This is a genomic window from Streptomyces sp. NPDC002868 (assembly GCF_055563295.1).
This window is the reverse complement of sequence record NZ_JBVHDR010000003.1, coordinates 670,400-692,957: the sequence shown is the minus strand read 5'-3', so window position 1 is coordinate 692,957 and position 22,558 is coordinate 670,400. Positions and strand designations below refer to the sequence as shown.

20 protein-coding genes are annotated in these 22,558 nt (G+C 69.5%); 17 read left to right on the top strand and 3 right to left on the bottom strand.

All coding sequences use genetic code 11. The annotated features are described in order from the left end of the window. Together ACZ3H8_RS13835 and ACZ3H8_RS13830 are read left to right on the top strand one after the other, a co-directional pair. Entirely contained in the window at window positions 1-762 is a 762-nt protein-coding gene (locus ACZ3H8_RS13835; protein WP_467401207.1) for a thioesterase II family protein, read from the top strand. Beyond that, on the top strand, window positions 759-1,478 hold the full coding sequence (locus tag ACZ3H8_RS13830) for a PIG-L deacetylase family protein (protein WP_467401205.1): 720 nt from the start codon (window positions 759-761) through the stop codon (window positions 1,476-1,478). The genes ACZ3H8_RS13835 and ACZ3H8_RS13830 overlap by 4 nt, the downstream gene beginning before the upstream one ends. A 50-nt stretch (window positions 1,479-1,528) precedes the next feature. Here the strand turns inward: ACZ3H8_RS13830 and ACZ3H8_RS13825 are convergent, their stop codons facing one another. After that, on the bottom strand, window positions 1,529-1,927 hold the full coding sequence (locus ACZ3H8_RS13825) for a DUF3224 domain-containing protein (protein ID WP_467401203.1): 399 nt from the start codon (window positions 1,925-1,927) through the stop codon (window positions 1,529-1,531). A 158-nt stretch (window positions 1,928-2,085) separates the two neighbouring features. Between ACZ3H8_RS13825 and ACZ3H8_RS13820 the strand changes: the two genes are divergently transcribed. The 6 genes from ACZ3H8_RS13820 (at window position 2,086) to ACZ3H8_RS13795 (ending at window position 9,582) form a co-directional block, all read left to right on the top strand. Beyond that, the gene (locus ACZ3H8_RS13820; protein WP_467401200.1) at window positions 2,086-3,552 is read left to right on the top strand and encodes a class I adenylate-forming enzyme family protein; all 1,467 of its coding nucleotides are present in this window, start codon (window positions 2,086-2,088) and stop codon (window positions 3,550-3,552) included. 453 nt (window positions 3,553-4,005) lie between these two features. Further along, a complete protein-coding gene (locus ACZ3H8_RS13815; protein WP_467401199.1) occupies window positions 4,006-4,611 on the top strand; it encodes a TetR/AcrR family transcriptional regulator in 606 nt (201 codons plus the stop codon). A gap of 126 nt (window positions 4,612-4,737) precedes the next feature. Continuing rightward, window positions 4,738-5,925 carry an NAD(P)/FAD-dependent oxidoreductase gene (locus ACZ3H8_RS13810; protein WP_467401196.1) on the top strand — a complete coding sequence of 396 codons (1,188 nt, stop codon included), beginning with the start codon at window positions 4,738-4,740 and terminating at the stop codon, window positions 5,923-5,925. Window positions 5,926-6,283: 358 nt separating this feature from the next. Continuing rightward, window positions 6,284-6,649 carry a VOC family protein gene (locus ACZ3H8_RS13805; protein ID WP_467401194.1) on the top strand — a complete coding sequence of 122 codons (366 nt, stop codon included), beginning with the start codon at window positions 6,284-6,286 and terminating at the stop codon, window positions 6,647-6,649. A 176-nt stretch (window positions 6,650-6,825) separates the two neighbouring features. Continuing rightward, complete coding sequence (locus tag ACZ3H8_RS13800; protein WP_467401191.1) at window positions 6,826-8,301, top strand: class I adenylate-forming enzyme family protein; 1,476 nt, start codon at window positions 6,826-6,828, stop codon at window positions 8,299-8,301. 36 nt (window positions 8,302-8,337) lie between these two features. After that, the gene (locus tag ACZ3H8_RS13795) at window positions 8,338-9,582 is read left to right on the top strand and encodes a cytochrome P450 (protein WP_467401189.1); all 1,245 of its coding nucleotides are present in this window, start codon (window positions 8,338-8,340) and stop codon (window positions 9,580-9,582) included. An 11-nt stretch (window positions 9,583-9,593) separates the two neighbouring features. On the opposite strand, the gene ACZ3H8_RS13790 is transcribed toward ACZ3H8_RS13795, so the two are convergent. Continuing rightward, window positions 9,594-10,133, bottom strand: coding sequence for a DUF1697 domain-containing protein (locus ACZ3H8_RS13790; RefSeq protein WP_467401187.1), 540 nt, complete (start codon window positions 10,131-10,133; stop codon window positions 9,594-9,596). 244 nt (window positions 10,134-10,377) lie between these two features. Continuing rightward, on the bottom strand, window positions 10,378-11,430 hold the full coding sequence (locus ACZ3H8_RS13785; protein ID WP_467401184.1) for a methyltransferase domain-containing protein: 1,053 nt from the start codon (window positions 11,428-11,430) through the stop codon (window positions 10,378-10,380). Window positions 11,431-11,736: 306 nt separating this feature from the next. Here ACZ3H8_RS13785 and ACZ3H8_RS13780 point away from each other — a divergent pair, with 306 nt between their 5' ends. From ACZ3H8_RS13780 to ACZ3H8_RS13740, 9 genes are all read left to right on the top strand, one after another. Continuing rightward, window positions 11,737-12,522: a thioesterase II family protein gene (locus tag ACZ3H8_RS13780; RefSeq protein ID WP_467401182.1), complete on the top strand. Its 786-nt coding sequence runs from the start codon at window positions 11,737-11,739 to the stop codon at window positions 12,520-12,522. A 16-nt stretch (window positions 12,523-12,538) separates the two neighbouring features. Next, entirely contained in the window at window positions 12,539-13,414 is an 876-nt protein-coding gene (locus ACZ3H8_RS13775; protein ID WP_467401181.1) for an isocitrate lyase/PEP mutase family protein, read from the top strand. Beyond that, complete coding sequence (locus tag ACZ3H8_RS13770; RefSeq protein WP_467401178.1) at window positions 13,411-14,340, top strand: beta-ketoacyl-[acyl-carrier-protein] synthase family protein; 930 nt, start codon at window positions 13,411-13,413, stop codon at window positions 14,338-14,340. The genes ACZ3H8_RS13775 and ACZ3H8_RS13770 overlap by 4 nt, the downstream gene beginning before the upstream one ends. A 188-nt stretch (window positions 14,341-14,528) precedes the next feature. After that, window positions 14,529-16,634: an iron-containing redox enzyme family protein gene (locus ACZ3H8_RS13765; protein WP_467401176.1), complete on the top strand. Its 2,106-nt coding sequence runs from the start codon at window positions 14,529-14,531 to the stop codon at window positions 16,632-16,634. Window positions 16,635-16,643: 9 nt separating this feature from the next. Further along, the gene (locus ACZ3H8_RS13760) at window positions 16,644-17,894 is read left to right on the top strand and encodes an acyl-CoA dehydrogenase family protein (RefSeq protein ID WP_467401174.1); all 1,251 of its coding nucleotides are present in this window, start codon (window positions 16,644-16,646) and stop codon (window positions 17,892-17,894) included. A 14-nt stretch (window positions 17,895-17,908) separates the two neighbouring features. Next, a complete protein-coding gene (locus ACZ3H8_RS13755) occupies window positions 17,909-19,039 on the top strand; it encodes a cytochrome P450 (RefSeq protein WP_467401171.1) in 1,131 nt (376 codons plus the stop codon). Next, complete coding sequence (locus ACZ3H8_RS13750; RefSeq protein WP_467401169.1) at window positions 19,036-20,121, top strand: saccharopine dehydrogenase; 1,086 nt, start codon at window positions 19,036-19,038, stop codon at window positions 20,119-20,121. Before ACZ3H8_RS13755 ends, ACZ3H8_RS13750 begins: the two co-directional genes overlap by 4 nt. Continuing rightward, window positions 20,114-21,268, top strand: coding sequence for a saccharopine dehydrogenase family protein (locus ACZ3H8_RS13745; RefSeq protein ID WP_467401166.1), 1,155 nt, complete (start codon window positions 20,114-20,116; stop codon window positions 21,266-21,268). The genes ACZ3H8_RS13750 and ACZ3H8_RS13745 overlap by 8 nt, the downstream gene beginning before the upstream one ends. Next, complete coding sequence (locus tag ACZ3H8_RS13740; RefSeq protein ID WP_467401165.1) at window positions 21,261-22,556, top strand: lysine N(6)-hydroxylase/L-ornithine N(5)-oxygenase family protein; 1,296 nt, start codon at window positions 21,261-21,263, stop codon at window positions 22,554-22,556. Before ACZ3H8_RS13745 ends, ACZ3H8_RS13740 begins: the two co-directional genes overlap by 8 nt. Window positions 22,557-22,558: the final 2 nt, after the last annotated feature.

Sequence of the window (22,558 nt, the reverse complement as noted above, 5' to 3'; positions counted from 1 at the left end):
ATGAGCAGGACCGAGGCGGAGCTCCGGCTGTTCTGCCTGCCGCACGCCGGCGGCGGCGGCGCGTTCTTCCACCCCTGGCGCGCCGCGCTCGCCCCCGGCATCGAGGTCCGCCCGGTGGTGCTGCCCGGCCGGGAGAGCCGGATCCGCGAGCTGCCGTACGTGACGATGGAACAGGCGATCGGCCCGCTGGCCGAACTGATCGGCCCTCAACTCGACCGGCCCTACGCCCTGTTCGGGCACAGTCTGGGCGCCGCCGTCTGCTACGAGCTGGCCCGGCGGTTCGTGGCGCTCGGCCTGCCCGCCCCGGTGCGGCTGTTCGTCTCGGCCCGCCGCGCCCCGCACCTGCCCGCACGCCGCGCGTCCTACGCGCGGCTCGACGACGCGGCCTTCCTCGCCGAGGTGGCCCGGCTCAACGGCACCCCGTCCGACGTGCTGGAACAGCCCGAACTGGTACGGCTGTTCCTGCCGACGCTGCGTGCCGACTTCGAGTTGAACGACACCTACACGCCGCTGCCCGCGCCCCGCCTGGACTGCCCGATCTCGGCGTTCGTCGGGCGGGACGACCCGGAGGCCGACACGGACGAGCTGGCGGCCTGGGCGCAGGTCACCGCGGGCGCCTTCCGGTTCCGCGAGTTCGACGGCGACCACTTCTACCTCAAGGATCACGCGGCCGGCCTGCTGGACGAGATCCGGGCGGACCTCGACCTCTGGCCGTCCGCACCGACGAACCGTCAGCTGCCAACCGAAGGAGTGTCACGATGACCGTTGAGGATCTGCAGAGCCTGCCCGACGACTGGAACCGCGCCCTCGCTGTGGTCGCCCACCCGGACGACATCGAGTTCGGGACCTCAAGCGCCGTCGCCGCCTGGACGGCCGCCGGGAAGAGCGTCTCCTACCTGCTGGTGACGAGGGGCCAGGCCGGCATCGACGGCCTCACCCCGGCCGAGTCAGCGGCGGTCCGCGAGGCCGAACAGCGGGCCAGCGCCAAGATCGTCGGCGTCTCCGAGGTCGAGTTCATGGACCACCGCGACGGCGAGATCGAGTACGGGCTCGGCCTGCGCCGGGACATCGCCGCCGCGATCCGCCGCCACCGACCCGATTTCGTGCTCGGCTTCAACGGCCGGGAGACCACCTCGACCGGCAAGTGGAACACCCCTGATCACCGGCACACCGCGCACGCCGTACTGGACGCCGTCGGTGACGCCGGCAACCGGTGGATCTTCGAGGACCTCGGCCTGGAGCCCTGGTCAGGCGTCACGTACGTGGCGATGGCCAACTCCCCGCAGCCCACCCACGCCGTCGACGTCACCGACCATCTGGAGGCGGGCATCGCCTCGCTGGAGGCACACCGCGCCTACCTGGGCGGCCTCAATCCGCCGGTCACCAGCGTCGCCGAGCCGATGAAGGCCTTCGCCGAGCTGGTCGGCCGGCGGTTCGGCGGCCGCCCTGCGGTGGCCCTGGAGATCATCGCGCGCTGAACGCGCGACGTCCCCGGACCGGCCGCTGCCGGTGCGGGGACGGCGTCGTCTCACGGCAGCTGGTACTCCAGGCGGAAGTACGCCTTTCCCTCCTCGTCGTGGCCGAAGGCACAGGTGCCGCTGAGGCCGGTCAGGCCGCCGGTGCCGGAGTTCGGGACCACGAAGCCGATGGTCTGCGGCCGGTCGGCGCCCATCGACGCGCCGTGCTGGACCACGAAGGTGCCGGAGAGTCCCGCCAGCGTGGCGACGATGTGCTCGGTGGAGACGTATCCGGCCGATTTCTCGTCCGGGCGGCAGCACATTAGGACCGCCTCGCCGGTGCCCTCCACATCACCGTGGAAGACGCGCTTCACATCGGCGCGGATAAGCGGCGGACCGTCCGCGGGCTCGAAATAGTTGGATTCTTCCCAGGAGGATGTCTCCCACGCGGAATTAGCAATCCGAGTCATGATCAGCTCTCTCCGGTCGGTCCGAAAAAATGCGTACTGGTTCACCAACCTCTCGACGGTATACCGCAAGGCGCCACGGCAGTCGCGCAATTCTGAGCAGATAAGGCGATAGCGGCTTCGTAGCGTGGGATTTCCAGCCCTGCGGTCGAGGAGTCGACATGGAACGAGCGAGCACCGTGGTCCGAGTCACCGATCTGCTGCGCCAGCGGGCCGAACGGTATCCGGACCGTATTGCACTCAACATCGACGGAACCGACGCACTGAACTACGGCGACTGGCAGCGCCGGGTCGACCGCACCGCCCACGGCCTGCTCGCCGCCGGCGTCACCAAGGGCCGCCGGATCGGCCTGCTGTACGGCGGCATGGACTGGACCGGCTACGCGGTCGCCTACCTCGCCGTGCTCAGCGTCGGCGCCACCGCCGTCCACCTCAGCGACCGGCTCGGCGAACGCGAGATCGAACGCCGGCTCGCGGAGTGCCAGGTCGCCGGGGTGATCCACAGCAGCCCGCTGCGCCCGCCCGCGAGCTTCACCGGCTGGACCGCCGAGGTCGCCGAACTGGACAGCGGTGACGAGACGCCGGTCGACGTGCCGCTCGCCCCCGAGGACATCGCCGACGTGCTCTACACCTCCGGCACCACCGGGCCGGCCAAGGCATTCACCAACCCGCACGGCAACCTCACCTTCGGGCGCGGCCCCGAGGGCCTGCTGCAGTTCGAGAACCCGACCCCGCTGCTCGCCCCGATGCCGCTGGGCACCACCTCCAGCGCCACCACGGTGGCCATCATCGCGGTCACCTCGCCGTCGGCGCTGGTGCTGGTCGCCGTCGACGACGTGGAGCGGATGGCCGAACTGATCAGCCGTCACCGGATCGGCTCGGTGATGATCACCCCGTGGATCGCGATGCGGATGCTGGCCGCCCGGCTCGGCGAACGCTACGACCTCAGCTGCGTCGAGCGGGTGGCGATCGCCTCCGCCCCGCTGGCCCCCGCGCTCAGCCGCGGACTGCTGAAGCTGTTCCCCGCCTCGGAGCTGAACACCGCCTACTCGCAGTCCGAGGCCGTCCCCGCGGTTGTCGTCAACACCTTCGACCCGGCCCGCCCCAGCACCCTCGGCCGGGCCGCCCGCGGCAGCGAGGTCCGGATCGCCGACGCCCTGGGCGCCGAACTCCCGCTCGGCGAGGTCGGCGAGATTCAGTTGCGCTCCGCCGCGCCCGGCCGCCACTACCTGGACGCCCGGCGTGACGCCGAGGTGCGGATCGACGGCTGGATCCGCACCGGCGACCTCGGCCACCTCGACGAGGAGGGCTGGCTGCACCTGTTCGACCGCGGCAACGACGTGCTCGACAGCGGCGCAGGGGTGCGGGTCTCCTCGGTGGCCGTCGAGGCGGCGCTGTACGAGCACCCGGCGGTCCGCGAGGCCGCGGTGGTCGCCGCGGGCTCGGGCCCGGCCGCGGTGGTGGTACTGGAGGACCCGGCGGCCGCCGGCCAACTGCCCGCCTTCCTCGCCGAACTGCTCGAGCCGCACCAGCTGCCCGTCCTGGTCGAGGCCCGGGAGTCGCTGCCGCGCGGCATCACCGGCAAGGTGCTCAAGCGGATCCTGCGCCAGGAACTGGCCGACCGGTAGCAGGCCGGACACCCCGGGTCCCGCTCCGGTTCCGCTCATCGCAGCGGAGGGACGTCCCCGATCGGGCCCGCGGGGCCGGACCCGTCGAGGTCCGCCTCGGGCGCGGCCGGCATCGCGGGGGTGCGGATCAGTACACCCGCGTTGCGGGTGGGTGTTGACCACCCAGGACAGGTTCTCGGTGGAAATCCCGGCGGCGCTCTGGACCCGCGGCAGGGCGACGTTCACGATGGTCGCATCGAGCACCACCATGAGCTGCGCGACGGCGATCACGGCAAGAGCCATGCCGCTGCGGCGGCCACACCGTGGCGCCGAGGCCGTCAGGGGGGAAGCGTCCAGCTCGGTCATCGTACTTTCGATCTTCGATAAGGTACTGCACAGTTTCCTATGCTGGGACCCTACCGTGCAACAAATTGGGAACGCAAGAGTTCACTTGTCGCTCGGATGGGGGATGCCATGACAGCTGACGCCCGGTCACTCACGGTCGCCGGTACGCCGATTCGGCGCCGGGGGAAGGCCCTTGAGCAGGCCATCTTCGACGCCGTGATCGAACAGCTGGCCCACGTCGGCTACGCGGGCCTGACCATGGACTCGGTCGCCGCCACCGCGCACACCGGCAAGGCCGCGATCTACCGGCGCTGGTCCAACAAGGCCGCGCTGGTGGTCGACGCCCTCGACAACAGCCTGCCGTCACCCGACGAACTCCCCGAGGGGGCCAGCGTCCGCGAGGACCTGATCGAGCACATGCGCGAGAAGGCCACGGTGCTCAACTCCCCGGTCGGCCGCGCCGTACAGAGCCTGCTCGCCGAGATGGACCGGGACCGGCCGTTCATGGGCATCGTCAACGACCGGGTGGTCGCCCCCCGCCAGGACGTGTTCCGGCGGATCCTGGAACGGGCCGCCGAACGCGGCGAGGTCCGCAAGGGCTCGATCAGCCCGCTGATCATCGGCATCGGCCCGGCCATGCTGGTCCAGCGCTTCCTGAGTGACCCCTCGCCGGTCCCCGACGAACTGGTGGTCTCCGTGGTCGACGACCTGATCCTGCCGCTGATCCGCCCGTAGCCGCCGGTCGCCGCGGGGCACGCTCAAAAGTGGGCGGCCCCGAACTCCCGGGCTGCGTACGGTCGGGCCCGCAGTGGGCGCAGCGCAGACAGCGCTGGCCCGGACCGCTGCGGGAGGTGGCTCGTCGTGGAGTGGGACGCGATCGTGGTGGGCGCGCGATGCGCGGGCGGGCCGACGGCCATGCTCTTCGCCCGGCAGGGCTACCGGGTCCTGCTGCTCGACCGGGCGGCGTTTCGCACCGACACCCTCTCCACGCTGTACATCCAGCAGCCCGGCGTGTCCCGCCTGGAGCGCTGGGGCCTGCTGGACGCCGTCAAGGCCACCGGCTGCCCACCGCTCGACCGGACCGTCTACGAGATCGACGACGTCCGCCTGGCCGGCTGCGCCAGCCCGAACGGCACGGTGCACGCCTCGTACGCCCCCCGCCGCCACCGGCTGGACGAGATCCTGGTCGAGGGCGCGGTGGCCGCCGGCGTCGAGTTCCGCGACCACTGCGGCGTCAACGAGCTGCTGGTCGAGGACAGCCGGGTGGTCGGCGTGCGCTGCACCACCCCCGGCGGTCGGCCCACCGTCGAACGCGCCCGGCTGGTGGTCGGCGCGGACGGCATGCGCTCCACCGTCGCCGAGCTGGTCGGCGCCCGCACCACCGTCGAACACCCGCGGCTGACCTGCGCCTACTACACCTTCTGGGACGGCCCGAAGACCGACTTCGAGCTGTACGAGGGCGAACGCGGCTGGGTCTCCGCCGTCCCCACCAACGACGCGGTGCTGATCTCCGCGTACTTCCCGCAGGACCGCTTCGAGGAGGTCCGCACCGACGCCTTCGCCGCCTACCGGGAGGGCGTCAAGGTCAACGCCCCGGCACTGTTCGCGCAGATGGAGCGGGCCGAGCAGACCGAACGGCTGCGCGGCACCGGCGACCAGCGCAACTACTTCCGGGAGATGTCGGGCCCCGGCTGGGCGCTGGTCGGCGATGCCGCCCACCACAAGGACTCGATCACCGCGCGCGGCATCGGCGACGCCTTCCTACAGGCCGAGCTGCTGGTCGACGCGGTCGCCGAGGGCCTTCACGACGAGGCCCGGCTGACCGCCGCCCTGGAGGCCTACGGCACCGAAGTGGTCCAGCAGTTGACGCCCCCGTACCAGGGCACTCTGCTGGTCGCCCAGGCCGACGCCCGCGAGAAGCGCCTGGCGCTGCTGCGGGCGGTCAGCACCAGCGAGGACCTCACCCAGCGGTACTTCGACACGGTGGCCGGGGTCCGCCCGGTCTCCGAGCTCTACACCCCCGAACTGCTGGCCCTGCTGCAGGGCTAGTGCGGTGACCGGCTACGGGTGGAGCTTCTCGCCCTTGTCCCGTTCGTTTGACCTCGGACCACTTGCTGTTCACCTTGCTTGAGTCAGATGCCGGGAGAGCACGCGTGGTTTTCGGCGAGCCAAGTCTCGAACGCTTCGGCCGAGTCGAATGTGTGGAACTCCAAGTCCTGAGTCACCACACCGAGTAGCCTTCGACTCGAGAATGCGTGGCCTCGCACATTGCCTTTTGTGTGTGGCCACGGTAGTTCTGAAATACAGTCACTATCGGCTTGCCGGTTCTCGACCCGAGCCGACGGATGTCGTGCGCTGCTTTTCGGCCACCTCCGAATCCATGTACCTGCACCGAAGGAGTTTCGGCATGCCCGTGCTTACCAAGTACTACGGTGTCACCCTCGACTGTTCCGACCCCACCGAGCTGGCCGAGTTCTACTCGGAGCTCAGCGGTCTGAAGATCTCGTACAAGTCGGACGACTTCGCGGGACTCGACGGCAACGGCGGCCCGGCCATGGGATTCCAGAAGGTCGCCGACTACCAGGCTCCGCAGTGGCCCGGCCAGAGCGTCCCGCAGCAGTTCCACCTCGACTTCTCCGCCGAGGACCTGGACGCCGCCGAGAAGCGGGTGCTGGAGCTCGGCGCCGCCAAGGCGGAGACCCAGCCCGGCGGCGAGCGCTGGCGGGTCTTCCTGGACCCGGCCGGCCACCCGTTCTGCATCAGCCAGGGCTGACCCGCCCGGCCGAAACGGGCCCGCCGCAGCCGCGGCGGGCCCGTTTCGGCTTCCCCCGAACCACCGCACCGCCGGATCCACCGATTCCCTCAACTGCTCAATCCTGTACGTCGGGCGGCCGGGCCCGCTGGGTAGCGTCGGCCCGCCGACAATCCCAGGGCCTTGGGGGTATGCACATGTCCGTCGCCACACCCGCGCTGGTTGTTCCCGACCTGCTCCGGCTGCGCGCCGAGATCCATCCCGACCAGATCGTCGTGAACATCAACGGGGAACGGACACTCAGCTACGGCGAGTGGTACAAGAGGGCCAACGCCGTCGCGCGTGGCCTGCTCAACCGGGGCACCAGCCGCGGCGAGCGGATCGCCCTGCTGTTCGGCGGCCTCGACTGGATCGACTACGCGATCGCCTACCTCGGCATCGTCAACGCCGGTGCCACCGCGGTGCACATGCACAGGGACATCTCCGCCGCCGAGTTCAACCGCCGGATCGCCCAGTGCCAGGTCACCGGCCTGGTCCGCGGCCATGACGTCGTGGTGCCCGAGGGCTTCGAGGGCTGGGCCGCCACCGTCGACGAGGTCGACAGCGGCGACTCCACCCCCGTCAAGGTCGAGCTGAGGCCCGACGACCTGGCCGACATCCTCTACACCTCCGGCACCACCGGAACGGCCAAGGCGATCGCCACCCCGCACGGCAACCTGACCTTCGGACGCGGCCCCGAGGGCTTCAAGCAGCTCGGCAAGCCGAAGCCGCTGCTCGCCCCGATCCCGCTCGGCACCACCTCCAGCGCCACCACCATGGCCATCGCGCTGACCAACCCGGCGACCCTGGTGCTCTGCCCGGTCAACGACGTCAACCGCATGGGCGAACTCATCGAGCAGTACCAGATCGTCTCGGTGATGTTCACCCCGTGGATCGGCATCCAGATGGTCGCCGGGAAGATCCACGAGACCCACGACCTGTCCTGCGTCGAGACACTGGCCACCGCTTCCGCCCCGCTTCCGCCGGCCACCGCCTCCGCGCTCAAGCGGATGATGCCCAACGCCCAGGTCACCTCGGTGTACGCGGCCCGCGAGGCGGTGCCCGCGGTGATCGCCGCCACTTTCGACGTGTCCCGGCCGTTCTGCGTCGGCCGCCCCGGCGAGGGCTCCGAACTGCTCGTTGCCGACGCCGACGGCAACCCCGTCGCCACCGGTGAGATCGGCGAGATCTGGCTGCGCTGCGGCGCGCCCAAGCGCCTCTTCCTGGAGGGCGCCGAGCGCGACGAGCAGCTCACCGACGACTGGACCCGCACCCGCGACCTCGGCTACCTGGACGCCGAGGGTGAACTCCACCTGTTCGACCGGGCGGCCGACGCCGTCACCGTCGACGGCAAGCTGGTCTCCACCATCTACACCGAGGCAGCGCTGTACGAGTGCCCCGGCGTCGAACAGGCCGCCGTGCTGGGCGTGCCGGTGGCCGGCACCGACCGGGTCGAACTGGTTGCCGTCCTGGTGCTCGCCGACGACGGCCTGCCCGCCGTCCGGGCGGCGCTCGCCGAGCGGCTCGAGCCGCACCAGATCCCGACCCGCTTCCAGCTCGTCGACGCCCTGCCCCGCGGCGTGATGGGGAAGGTGCTCAAGCACCAGCTGCGCGCACAGCTCACCAGTAGCTGACCATCCGTCACCCTCCGAACAGTGAAGGGAGAACTCATGCCCGCCAGGCCCCCCGCGGAGCCCGTCGTCGCTCGCGCCGACGCCGAAGCCGAACAGCTCTTCTACACGATCATGATGCAGCCGGTGGAGGACCCTTACCCCCTCTACCACCAGCTCCGCAACGCAGCGCCCGCGCTGCTCACCAGCGACGGCACCCTGGTGCTCAGCCGACACGTCGACTGCAACGCGGCGCTGCGCAACCGCTCGCTCGGCAAGGGCGACGAGTGGCTGAAGCTCCAGCTCAAGGACGTCTCCAAGGACGACCTGCGCGGCGTCATGGAGCTGATGCAGCACAGCATGATCCTCACCAATCCGCCGCAGCACACCCGGCTACGACGGATCGTCAGCTCCGCCTTCACCGGCCGGCACGTCGAGGCGCTGCGCGACGGCGTCACCCGGCGCGTCGACGGCCTTCTCGACCGGCTGGCGGCGCGGCCCGGCGCCGACCTGATGACCGAACTGGCGATGCCGCTGCCGGTCAGCACCATCGGCGACCTGCTCGGCATCCCGGAGGCCGACCGGGCCGAACTGATCCCGGTCATCCACGAGTTGGGCCTGCTGATGGAACCGGCCGCCGGCCCCGCGGAGATCAACCGCGGCGTCGCCGCCCAGGCGCACCTCGCCTCCTACCTCGGCGGCCTCATCGCCGAGAAGCGGCAGCGCCCGCAGGATGACCTGCTCAGCCGGCTCGCGAGCACCTCGGCCGACGCGCTGGACCAGACCGAAGTGATCGCCACCGCGCTGCTGCTGTTCGGCGCGGGCAACACGCCCACCGCCAACCTGATCGGCAACGGACTGGACGCGCTGTTCCGCTTCCCCGAGTCGCGGCGGCGCCTCACCGAGGACCCCGGACTGCTGCCCTCGGCGGTCGAGGAGATGCTGCGCTTCGACTCGCCGTCCCAGTTCGACGTGTTCACCGTGCTGGAGCCGCACAGCTTCGCGGGCACCGAACTCAAGCCCGGCCAGGGCGTGATGATGATGCTCGGCGCCGCCAACCACGACCCGGAGCGTTTCGACGACCCGGACGCCTTCGACGTCGCCCGCAAGGAGAACGGCCACCTCTCCTTCGCGGCCGGCATCCACCACTGCCTGGGCGCGCACTTGGCCCGCCTGCAAGCCGAGGTGGTGTTCGGCCGGCTGCTGGCCCGCTTCCCGAAACTGGAGCCCGCGGCTCCGGCGGTGCGCCACCCGGGCCTCGGCAACCGGGGCTTCGACAGCGTCCCGATCAACCTGCGGGGCTGACCCTGCGCCCGTCAGGACGCCATCACGTGCAGGGCGTTGACGGACTTCCAGTTGCGGGTGGTGGCGGCGATGCCCAGCCGACGCTCGATGAACGTGTTGTTCAGCTTGGTCCGCCCGTAGCCGCCCGGCACGTGCAGGTGGATCTCGTCGCCGACCAGGGTGAACTCGGCAGTCTCTGCGGCGGGCGTCTGTAGGCCGGCCGCCTGCTCGGCGGTCGGCCTCTCGGCGAGGAAGGTGACGTGCAGCTTGGTCGGGTCGTCCTCGCGGTCCAGGTACGGGTTGGCGGCGACCGTCCGGGCCAGCGACTCGCCGGTGCGTAGCAGCACGCCGGCCGGTACGCCCAGTCCGTCGGAGAGGCGTTTCTCGATCCGCTCCCGCAGTTCGCCCGGCGCGGCACCCGCAGGGTCGGCGAACACCACGTTCCCGCTCTGCAGGTACGTCTGGACCTCGTCGAACCCCATCTCGCCGAGCAGCTCGCGGAGATCCTTCATCGCGATCTTGGCGTGGCCCCCGACGTTGATGCCGCGCAGCAGTGCGACGTACTTCGTCATGCCGCCCACCGTCCCACACGCCCCATGGCATCGACAAGGAAGGACCGATACGAGGAGGCGGCGTCAGGACGGCGGCCGCGGTGAGGTGGCCCTTGCGGGGCGGTCAGTCTGCAGTTGGCGATGACGCCCGGTGGTGACGTCGCCGTGCCACAGGCCCGTGCCGCGGCCCAGCCGGCCCGCGTAGGTATCCAACCGCGGGTGCAGTTTGTTGATATTCGTCGTCCAATCCTCGGAGGGTAGTGGTTCAGGCGAGCCGGTGTTCCCAGCGCAGTGACGGGCTCCGGTCAATCCAGTACAGGTGGGACGCGGTTGTCACGCGGAGTCGAATGGTGTCGATGTCTGGCGCCCCGGCGTCCTGCCAGGCCGTGAGGGAGCGTTCGATGTCGTCCCAGAGTGCCGCGGGGCCGCCCTGGCGGACGGTCCAGCTCTCGCCGTCGCCGGTGAACTCGGCGAACGACTCCGGCTCAGGATCGAAGAGGTACCGCAAGGGTGAGCCGTCGCTGCGGGTGGCGCGGACGAACTGTGCGCCGGGCGCCGCCAACTGCGCGAGGAAGGCGGGCATCCACTCTTCCAGGGCGAGAGGGGAGACCAGCGCGGTCCGCTCGCTGTCCGCGTACGCGGTCCGGGCGGAGAGATCGCCCGCCACGGGGACCATCGCCTGGGCGCGCGCCTGCATGAAGGAGGAGCGCCCGACGATCGCGCCTTCGGCGGTGCCGCCGTCGTCGACCCTGAGTTTCGCGAGGCCGGTTCCCCACGGCCAGGAGCCGACCGTGCCGACGACGATGCCGCCAGGCTTTGTCTGCCTGATCCACGTGTACGGGATGCGACGGACCGCGCAGGTGGCGATGACGCGGTCGTACGGCGCCCGGTACGGGTGGCCGAGGAGTCCGTCGCCCGTCACCGTCCACGTCGAGAAGCCGACGGTCTCCAGGGCGGCATCGGCACGAGTCGCCACCTGCGGGTCGACCTCGACCGTGGTGACGTTGTCCTCGCCGAGGTAGTGGCACATCAGGGCCGTGGAGTAGCCGCCACCGGTCTGCACAACCTGCCCCTGCGCGAAACCGCGCAGAACCAGATCTGGCTGGAGAGCGTCGAGCTCGGCCCTGGACCTGCCGGCCCGGCTGCCGATGCTCGCCCTGACCGGCAGATCCCGGCTCTGGGAGCCCCGCTGCCTGTGGCCACGGCTGTTTTCCGCCGCTGCCCAGTTCGCCAACACCGCCCGCCGCCGGCACCTGAAGTTCACCCGCCACTGCCCCGGGACCGACGTGATCACCAGCGCGATCCAGCGATTCGACACCCTCCGGAAATCTCGGCTGACCAGCGGCAACAACCCACCCCGATGAGTTTCAACCACCCCACCGGAGCCGTGGAACCCGGCGCCCACTCGACGCGACGGCCGAGATGGACGTTAATTCAAAATGGCTTGATGTTCGATCAGGGCCCATGTAAGTTCCTGATTACGGGGGGGCTGAGCCCCAACTCAACAGCAGGCGATACCACTTCAGTGACGAGGGATGCGTCCAGTTAAGTGGAGGAGCGTAGTTCCGTTTTCTGAACTTCGCACGAGCGGGCAGCAGTCAGATAATTGAATGATGGGTAGTCAATGCCTGAACAGCAGTGGTTCTTATCCCACGAGATCGACTCATCTGTTCCTCACATCTTCTGTTTTCATCATGCGGGTGGTAGCCCGCGCACATTCCTCGGTTGGCAGCCGGACCTTGACGGCAGTGCGCAGATTGTCCCCATATGCATGCCGGGACGCGACTATCGCGCCGACGAGCCCGTCCCGGAGAGTATCGCCGAACTCGCCGACGGAGCTGCCGCGGCGATCGCCGAAGCCGCCGGCGAGCAGCCGTTCTATCTGTTCGGGCACAGTCTCGGCGCACTGGTGGCATTCGAGGTCGCGCGTCGACTGCGCGACATGGACAATCTCCGCCATCTGGTGGCGTCCGGTTCCAATGCCCCCGCGCGGGCACCGTCGGCGCGTACGGTCCAGATCGCTCGCCTCGAAGGCCGTGAGTTCGCCGAGGCCATGAGCTACTTCGGCGGCATACCGCCGGAAGCCGTCGCGGACGATGATCTGCGCAGGCTGCTGTTGCCCGGACTCCAGGCCGATTTCCAGCTCTCCGCGGAGTACCGGTACCGGTCGGCGGCACCGCTCACCATCGGAATCTCGCTGATCAATGGCGTGGACGACCCGCATGTCAAGGCAGCGGGCCTCGAGCCGTGGAGCCGCGAGAGCACAAGCCCGCCGGACCACTACTGGGTTGACGGAGGGCACTTCTACTTCATGAACCGGTGCGCTGCCGTCACCGACGTGCTGCTGCCCCTGGTGCGTGGCAGCGAGGACCTGGCCACGCCCGCAGGACACCATGTCGAATTGATCTAGCGACGAAACGGGGGGCGTGACGGTGTTACCGTCCGCAGCAGAACAGCAGTCAAAGGGCGCCGTGTTCAGGGATCTGCACGCGGGACCCGAACCATTCGTCATTCCGAACCCGTGGAACGCGGGAACCGCACAGATTCTCACCGGCCTCGGCTTCCCGGCACTCGCGACCACCAGTGCGGGCCTCGCCGTGGCGCTCGGCTGCCCCGACGGGGCCAATCTGCTGGACCGTGCCGCGGTCATCGGCAACGCACGGGACATCGTGGCCGCGACGCATCTTCCGGTCTCCGCGGACCTGGAGAGCGGCTTCGCAGAGACTCCCGAAGGTGTCGCCGACACCATCCGAGCCGCAGCCGAGGCCGGCCTGGTGGGAGGCTCGATCGAGGACGCGACGGGACGCCCGGACGACCCGGTCCGACCGCTGGGCGAGGCGGTGGAACGGGTGGCCGCGGCAGTCGAGGCCGCACGAGCTCTCCCGTTCCCGTTCACCGTGACCGCCCGCGCCGAGAACTTCCTGTACGCAAGACCCGACCTCAAGGACACGATCCGGCGTCTACAGGCGTACGAAGCAGCGGGTGCAGACGTTCTCTACGCACCGGCGCTGCCCACCGCCGAGGCGATCCGCGCGGTGTGCGCATCGGTCGGGCGGCCTGTCAATGTGCTCGCGGGAAGTCAGAAGCAGCCGCTCGGAGTGGCGGAGCTGGCGGCCTGTGGGGTACGCCGAATCAGCCTCGGTTCGACGTTTTCCCGGGCGGCGCTGGGCGGACTGGTCAAGGCGGCGCGAGAGGTGCGCGAGCGGGGAACCTTCGGGTTCGTCGCGGACGCCCCGTCGTACGGCGAAGTCAACCAGTGGATGGTGACGGCGCCGAAGCCGGCTGATCAGGAGTCCCTGTGAGCCTCAAACGCGTGTTCCTGAGCGCGCCACGGTACGTTCTCGGCGAGATCGAGCTCGACCACTCGGAGATCGGCAATCTGCCGGAGCGCGCGGAGGAGTTCGGTATGCCGCGCCGACCGGAGCTCTGGGGCTGGGGAAAGGTCCACCGGACCGAGAAGTCCCTCGAAACGCTGGCGATCGAGTGCGGCACCGCCACCCTGCGCGGCGCCGCATTGGATCCGGTATCGGTCGACGCCCTGGTGCTGTGCTCCACCCGCTTTCCCGGAGACGCCGAAACCCACGGCAATTTCGTGGAGACGATCGTCACCGGGCTGGGGACGGGCAACCACGACGTCATGGGGATGACGCTGAACCGATGTACCAATCTGCTGGCGGGGCTGCGGGTCGCCCAGGCGTTGATCGCCGGCGGGAGCCATCGGCGGGTACTGGTCATCACCACCGACCGAGTGGCCGACGAAACAACTCGGATGAGGAACTTCGCCCTTTTCAGCGACGGAGCCGCGGCCTGTCTGGTGACGGACACCGACGGTGAATATGAACTGGTTGCCAGTGCGGCGGCGCACGATACGACCGCCATGGACTGGTCCCATGAGATCAGCGCGGATCTGTCCCGGCGGGTGAATGAAGCCCTGTTGACATCTCGCGATATGAAATTGGACGATGTCGACGGCCTGATGCACTCCAACATCTACAAGCCTGTGGTCATGATGAAAGAACTGCAGGCAGGGTTCAGCGCGTCGCAGCTGTGCACGGGAAATATCGAACGTTTCGGCCACTGCTTCGCCGCCGACCCAGTAGTCAACCTGGCGGACCGGGACGCGGCCGACCGTATTCGGGACGGCAGGCACTACATGTTGGCCGCCAGTGTCCCCGGGGTGCGCGTGGGCATCCTGCTGCGAAAGCTGCCGGTCGCCACCGGCCGCTGATTCTGCGGAACGTAACAGCACCTATTCGGCACGCGCCTGACAACCATCAGAGGTTTCTTATGCCGACTGTCGGAAAACTTGCCTGTACGCCACCTGACACCATCATTTCTCTGCCGACGACATCCTATGAATTCACTCCAGGAGTCGCGGCCGAGGCGGCGGCGATTTTAGAGAAGGCGCCCAGTGAGGTGTTCCAGCGTCTTCTCCGCGACCAGGAGTCGGAGGCGTCCTTACTCGTGGCGCTGAAGGTCGCCCACGCCTTCCTGGGAAGCGAGGCGGCCCCGGAAGCGGACGACGCCCCCGCGGGGATCGACGAGATCGTCGCGGAGGTGAACGCGGTCCGCGAGGCGATCGCCGGGCAGGTGGAGCGGCTCACCGGCAGCGAGACGGACGCCCGGACCGCCGTACTGCGTCAGCGTGCGCCGATCGCCATGCTCGCCGGGTGCTGGCTGGACACGATCTCGCAGCCGGCGACACAGCCGTCGGTCATCGTCAACCACCTGTTCCAGCACCACTTCCGCCTCAAGGGCGAGGGCAACCCGCAACGCGCCGTGGAGTACCTGCGACGTCATGCGCTTCAGGACGAGGCCGTCTACCTCCCCGATATCGTCGCGGAGGACTTCAGCGCCCGTGCCGACACCCGGCCGCTCACCGCGCTGCACGCGGCCTTCTACCTCGCGCTGTCCCGGCTGCCGGCCAACTTCCTCCCGGAAATCGTCGGCGTCCACTACGTCTTTCACGCGCTCGGCGTTGACGACCTGCTGTACGGCACCGCGCCGCTGCTGGATGAGGCGTCGGTCCGCGAGACGCTGACCGCGTATCTGGCCCTGGTCGAGCAGTCGGCTGACGGCTCGGTCGAGCGGCGGCGGCTGCACACCGCGATCCGCCTCGCCCTCACCCTGGAGCAGGAGCAGGTCGCGATGCTCTGCGACCTCGCCAAGTGGCGGAGCGAATTGCCACTCGACGCGAAGGCCGCGGAGATCCTGAAGCGGCACGCGGCGTTCGCGGGAGGCCAGCATCGCCGGGTGAAGGTCGGCGACCGGCTCCTCGCCGATGTGCTCAGTGACCCGGATCTGGACTTCACCGCCTTCATGACGGAGTTCCGTGACTCCCGCCACCTGCGGCAACTGCGCGCGGGCGGAACCCGGTTCACCCGCGCCCTGAAGTTCGGCGGCCCCATGTTCGGCGTCTTCGACGAAAGGGAAGCCGCGATCCTGAACGCATGGGCCGAGGGGGTGCAGCAGGGCGCACCGGGCCGGATCGAGTTGCCCGAGGACCGGGTCGGCGACGACCGGGCCACGCGCCGGCGTACGGCGCTGGCGCACAGCACCCCCGAGTCCCTCACCTTCGCCGAACCGGGCGCATACGACGACCGGTTGCTCTTCCACCGGCTGGTCAACGCGGAGAACTTCGCGAACTTCCGCCCCGTGGCCAGGGAGCGCGCCGAGCAGGGGCTGGCGGACGGCGAGATCCTGCTGGCCCATGGGGCCGACGGAAAGTACACCGACGCGTCGTACTTCGAGTACACCCCCCAGGCTCTGCTGGCGCGCGTCGAGCGAATCTACTGGGACAAGCTGGTCGACCCGTACCAGCCGCTCAAGGAGATACCCGGCCGCGACGAAGTGATCTTCAACCAGATGACCTTCGCCCTCGCCAACCTGATCGACGGCACCTGGGCGTGCCGGATCGGGAACCTCGGCCGCTTCAACCGGCGCAGCGACGGCATGCTGTTCGGCATCTACGCGGACGAGATGGGGCGCGGTGACGTCGCGAAGAACCACGTCACCATCTTCAACCAGGTGCTGGACAGCATGTCGATCCGGCTGCCGCACATCCGGGACGAGGACTTCCTGGAGCAGGGCGAAATCCCCGACAGCCTCTACGGATTCTCGATCCACCAGATCTGCCTGTCGCTGTTCCCCGACAGCTACTACAACGAGCTGCTCGGCTACAACCTCGCGATCGAGATGTTCGGCCTCGGCGAACTGCGGATGCACGAGATGGAGAAGCTCCACAGGCATGGATTCGACACGGCCTACGAGAAGACCCATCTGTCGATCGACAACTTCTCCGCAGGCCACGCCCGGGAGTCCGCCAAGATCATCATCTCGTACCTCGACGATGTCAGGCGCACGGTCGGTGCCGACGCCGTCCAGCAGGAGTGGCGCAGGATCTGGCGGGGTTACGCGTCGTTCGCCTACTTCGTCGAGCACGCCCTGGTCACGGAGTTGGATGCGGTGCCGGAGCCCCCGCAGCGGGCCGCCGCGCGTGAAGATGCCGACCTGGTGATCTGAGGGTGTGCCATGACTGACGTACCGATCAGCGGTGTCGACGAGAGCATCCTGGCCCTGCCGCTGTACGAGGAACACCATCGCTCGGCGGCGCGTCTTCTCGGCGCGTGGTGCGAGACCCACGCCGAGCTGTGGGACGAGAACGAGCGAACGCCGGAACAGAGCCCGGAGCAGAGCCCGGAACAGACCGGGTCGCGGATCCTGCGGGCGCTCGGGTCCGACGGCTGGCTCGCTTTCCTCGACCCCGCGAGTGAACACCCCACCCTGAGCGGTGACTACCGGTCACTGTGTCTGGCGCGGGAAATCCTGGCCTACGCAGACGACCTCGCGGACTTCGCATTCTCCATCCAGGCACTGTCGGCGACGCCGATTCTCCGCTACGGCAGCGAAGAGCAGAAGCAGCGCTATCTCCCGGGGATGGCACGCGGCGAGACGGCCGGGTCCTTCGCCGTCTCGGAGGAGGCGGCGGGCTCGGACGTCGCCGCCGTCGGCCTGCGGGCCGAGCGCGTGGTGGGCGGCTACCTGCTCAACGGAGAGAAGGCGTGGATCGCCAACAGCACCATCGCGGACGTGCACTGCGTCATCGCCCGTACCGGAGAGGGCCCCGGGGCACTCGGGCTGACCGCCTTCCTGGTGCCGGCCGGCACCCCGGGGCTCCGGGTCGTGGGGGAGGTGCGGATGATCGCGCCGCGCCCCTTCGGCCATCTCGTCCTCCAGGACTGTCTGTTGCCCGAGTCGAGTGTCCTCGGGCGGCCCGGCCATGGTTTCGTGATCGCCTCGGACGTGCTGGAACGCTTCCGGATGACGGTGGGCGCCGCCGCCGTCGGCTTCGCCCGCCGAGCCGCCGACGCGGCGACCGCGCGGGCACGGGAGCGGCGCATCTACAACGGGGTGCTGTTCGACCTGCAGCTGGTGAAGGCCATGCTCGCCGACACCGAAGTCGGTCTCAACGCCGCCGCCCTGCTCGTGGCCCGGGCGGCGTGGGAGATCGACCGGGGCAACCGCGCCTATGCGAAGCATTCGAGCATCGCGAAGCTCGCTGCCACCGAGACGGCCCAGAAGATCGTGGACGCGACGGTGCAGATCTTCGGCGCTGCGGGTCTGGTGGCGGACAGCGTGCCCGAGCGTCTCTACCGCCAGATCCGATCGTTGCGCATCTACGAAGGGGCCTCCGAGGTCCAGAAGATGATCATCGCGGGCTCGCTCGACCGGCGGCCCGCCTCCCCACGTCGCGTCGCGACAGCCGTGACCAGCACCTCCTGAGAGGAACCCTGAGCGTGCTCTCCCCCCTTTCCGCGGTCACTCACCCGGACCCCTACCCGTACTACGCCGGCCTGGTGGCCGACCGGCCGTTCCGCTACGACGACACCCTGCAGATGTGGGTCGCGAGCGGCGCGGCCCAGGTGGCCGGCATCCTCCGGCACCCGCACTGCCGGGTGCGCCCCGAGGCGGAGCCCGTACCGCGCGGCATCCGGGGCACCGCCGCGGGCGACGTCTTCGGGCACCTGGTGCGGATGACCGACGGTGAGGTGCAGCGGCGCCTGAAGACCGTCGTGGTCGAGGCCCTCGACGGGACCGACCACAGCGCCGCCGCCAAGTCCGCCGCCCGGCTGACCAGGTCCTGTCTCGACAACCCGGCCGAGCCTGCGTTGGCCGAGCTGATGCTCGCCGTCCCGCCCCGGGTGGTGGCGTCCCTGTGCGGTCTCGACGAGGGCGCGGACGAGGAGGCGGCCCGGTTGATCGGCGAGTTCGTCCAGTGCATTCCCGCCTCGGCGACCGCCGAGCAGCAGGAAGCCGCCGCGGTGGCCGCCGGACGGCTGCGGGAACTGATGGGTCCGCACGTCACCGGCTCTGACGCGGGGCTGCTCGGAGACCTGGTACGCATCGCCACCGGCTCCGGCTGGAGTGACACGGCCCCGCTGCTGGCCAACGGCATTGGGTTCCTCTCGCAGACCTATGAGGCGACGGCCGGACTGATCGGCAACACCCTGATGGCACTGGCCCGCGTGGACGCCGCCCGGCAGGTACCCCGGGACCGGCTGGGACAGGTGGTCGAGGAGGTGGCCCGGTACGACGCACCCGTGCAGAACACCCGCCGCTTCGCGGTGGCCCCGTTCGAGTTCGAGGGCGTCAAGGTCGAGGCCGGGCAGGCGATTCTCGTCCTGCTCGCGGCCGCCAACCGTGACCCGTCCGTCAACCCGGAGCCGGAGGTCTTCCGGGCCGGACGGCCGGAGCCGTCGGTGTTCACCTTCGGTGCCGCCGCGCATCGCTGCCCCGGTCAGGCCCTGGCCACGGCGATGGCCACGGCCGTGGTCGGGGAGCTCCTCGACCACGGGTTCGACCCCGCCGGCCTGCCTCGGGATGTGACGTACCGTCCTTCCCCCAACTCCCGCATCCCAGCGCTGTGAGCGGCACGCACATCTGGCTGCGCCACGAGGCACGAGAGTCGGAACGACGTGCCCCGATCGTGCCGGAGGACGCCAGACGCCTCGTGGACAGCGGCATCCGGGTCACCGTCGAGGAGTCACCGCAGCGCGACTTCGCGCTCGCCGAGTACGTCGCGGCCGGCTGCGCCACCGCCCCGGCGGGCAGCTGGCCCGGCGCGCCCTCGGAGGCGTACGTCGTCGGGCTCAAGGAACTTCCCGGGCTGCCCAAGGCACTCACCCACCGGCATGTCTTTTTCGGGCACGCGTACAAGGGGCAGGCGGGGGCGGACGAGCTGTTGCACCGCTTTGGTGCCGGCGGCGGCTCGCTGCTGGACATCGAGTACCTGGTCGACGACGACGGGCGCAGACTCGCTGCGTTCGGCTACTGGGCCGGGTACGTGGGGGCCGCACTCGCTGTGCTGTGCCACCGTGGCGCGCTCCCGGCGCCGCTGCGCCCGACGACGCGGGCGGAACTCGACGCGCGGCTGAAGGCGGTGAGCGGGGCCGAGCCCGTCCGGGCTCTCGTCATCGGTGCGCTGGGACGGTGCGGACGCGGAGCCCGCGACGCGCTGGAAACCGCCGGTACCGCGCCGACCTGCTGGGACCTGGCGGAGACCCGCGATCTCGACCGGGCCGCGCTGCTCGACCACGAACTCCTGGTCAACGCCGTACAAGTCAGCCAACCGGGCACGGTGTTCCTGTCCTGCGCCGACATCGACGACCCCGCGCGGCGGCTGGGCGTGGTGGCTGATGTGACCTGCGATGTCGCCTCCGACTGCAACGTCCTCCCGATCTACGACGCGACGACCAGCTGGGAAGAGCCGGCGCGGCGGCTGAGGGACGGGGACGTCCCGCTGAACCTGATCGCCATCGACAACCTGCCGTCGCTGCTGCCGAAGGAGGCCAGCACCGACTTCTCAGCCGCGCTGACCCCACAACTCGCCCAGCTCGACGCCGGCTCGGGCGCCTGGCAACGCTGCCTCGCCGCTTTCCGTGCGGTGGGCGGCGGTACGGGCCAGGCGGCCGAACACACCGGCGAAGGAGAGGAATCCACCCATGCCTGAGACCGTTCCCCCCAGCGGCACCGTGCACTGGATCGGGACCGGCCTGTCGACCGGGGCCGGGCTCACGCTGCTGTGCGACCGCGCCGACCGGGTCGTGGTGTACGGCCGCACCCAGGACAAGGCGGAGAAGTCCCTGAAGCGGCTCGGGCTGACCGGCCGTGCCACAGCGGTTGCTTACGACCCGCTCACGCTGCCGAGCCGGCTCGCGCCGGGCGATGTCGTGGTCTCGATGCTCCCCGCGACCGAGCATCCGAAGCTGCTGCGTCTGTGCTACGAGAGCGGGGCGCATTTCGCCTGCTCCAGCTATACGTCCGAGGAGATCCTGGCGATGGCGCCGGACGCGGCCGCCGCCGGTCTCGTGGTGCTCACCGAGGCCGGTCTCGACCCGGGCATCGACCACCTGCTGGCCCATCAGCTGGTGGCGCGGGCCCGCGCGGCCGTCGGTGACACCGCCGGCGACGTGCGGTTCACCTCGTACTGCGGCGGCCTTCCGGCGAAGCCCAATGAGTTCCGCTACCGGTTCAGCTGGGCCCCGCGCGGGGTGCTCGGCGCGCTGCGCTCGCCGGCCCGCTACCTGCAGGACGGTACCGAGCGGGTGGTGGACGAGCCGTGGGAAGCGGTCGTGCCGCACCGGGCGGGCGGGGAGACCTTCGAGGTCTACCCGAACCGCGACTCGGTGCCCTTCATCGGCCAGTACGGCATCCCCGACGGCTGGCGGCTGAGGACGTTCGTACGAGGCACGCTGCGCCTGGACGGCTGGCGCCGGGCATGGCAGCCGGTCTTCGACGAACTGCGTACGGGGGACACCGCGCAGATCAACGCGCTGGCCGATGAGCTCGCCGCGCGCTACCCGACCGGGGAGGACGACCGGGACCGCGTCGTGCTGTCCGTCGCGCTGGAGGCCCGTGACGCGGCGGGCCGGACCTGGGCCGGCGCCTATCTGCTGGACCTGGTGGGCGACGCGGCGGGGACCGCGATGGCGCGCTGTGTGTCCGTGCCGCTGGCCTACGGCATCTCACGCCTCCTCGACGGCACGACAACAGCCGGTCTGCACAAGGCCACCGATGACGCGCAGGAGGCAGCTCGCTGGATCACGTTCCTGAACGACTACGGCATCCGATGTACGTATGAGGAGAGCTATGAGTAGGCAAGGGCACTACGACTGCGTCGGCATCGGCGCGGGTCCGGCGAATCTGAGTCTCGCATCCTTGTTGTACCGGCACACCGAAGTACCCAACCAGTTTCTTGAGAAGCGCGAAACGTTCGGATGGCATGACGGCCAGCAGATACCCGGCGCCACCCTGCAGGTGTCGATACTCAAGGATCTGGTGAGCCTGTCGGACCCGACCAGCGACTTCTCCTTCTTGTCCTATCTGAAGGACAAGGGGCGCATCTACCACTTCATCAACGCGCAGTTCAGCGACGTACCACGGCAGGAGTACCGCAACTACCTGGAGTGGGCGAGCCACCGGAACGAGAACGTGGTGTTCGGCGAAGAGGTGCTCTCCGTCGACTTCGACGGGGTCTTCGTCCTGCGTACGAACCGCCGTACCGTCACCGCGAACAACATCTCGATGGGCATCGGCAATCAGCCGTGGGTGCCGCCGGAGGGCCGGGACAAGCTCGGCGCGACCCAATTCCACGTCAGTGACTTCGTCGACCGCGCCCACAGCCTGGCCGGACAGCGGGTCTGTGTCGTCGGCGGCGGGCAGTCCGGGGCCGAGGCGTTTCTCGACCTGATATCGCGGCCCGAGGACGAGCGGCCGAGGCGGGTCTCCTGGGTGTCGCGGCGCCGCAACTTCTACCCCATCGACGACTCGCCGTTCACCAACGACTACTACATGCCGGGTTACTCGGACTACTTCTACGGGCTGGAGCCCGAGGCCCGGGAGACGTTCAACCAGCAGCACGTACTGTCCAGTGACGGTATCTCCGAGGCGACCCTGCGCGAGATCTACCAGCGCATCTACGCGGATCGGTTCATCCACGGAAACCGGGACCTGGTCGCGCTCTACCCCAATCGCAATGTGGTCAGTGTGACGGCCGGTGCCAATGCCTGGGCGCTGAAGCTGACCAACAGCAACCATCCGGGCGTACTCGGCCAGGTCGACGCCGACGTGGTGGTGTGGGCGACCGGGTTCCGGTCGACAGCTCCGGATTTCCTGGCCCCGATCGCCGACCGTATCGCGCGCGAGGGCGACGAATACCGGATCGACCGCGATTTCGCCGTGTGCTGGGACGGTCCTGCGGATCGCAACATCTTCGTCCAGAACGCTGCCTTGCAACAGCGCGGACTCGCGGACAAGAACCTGAGCCTGATCGCCTGGCGGAGCCAGCGGATCGTCGACCGGCTGCGGGGCGTACGCAGTGACGACCCGGACCCGTCGTTCGTCGAATGGTCGGCGAAGCTGCCGCTCGACGAGACGGCGGTGTGAGC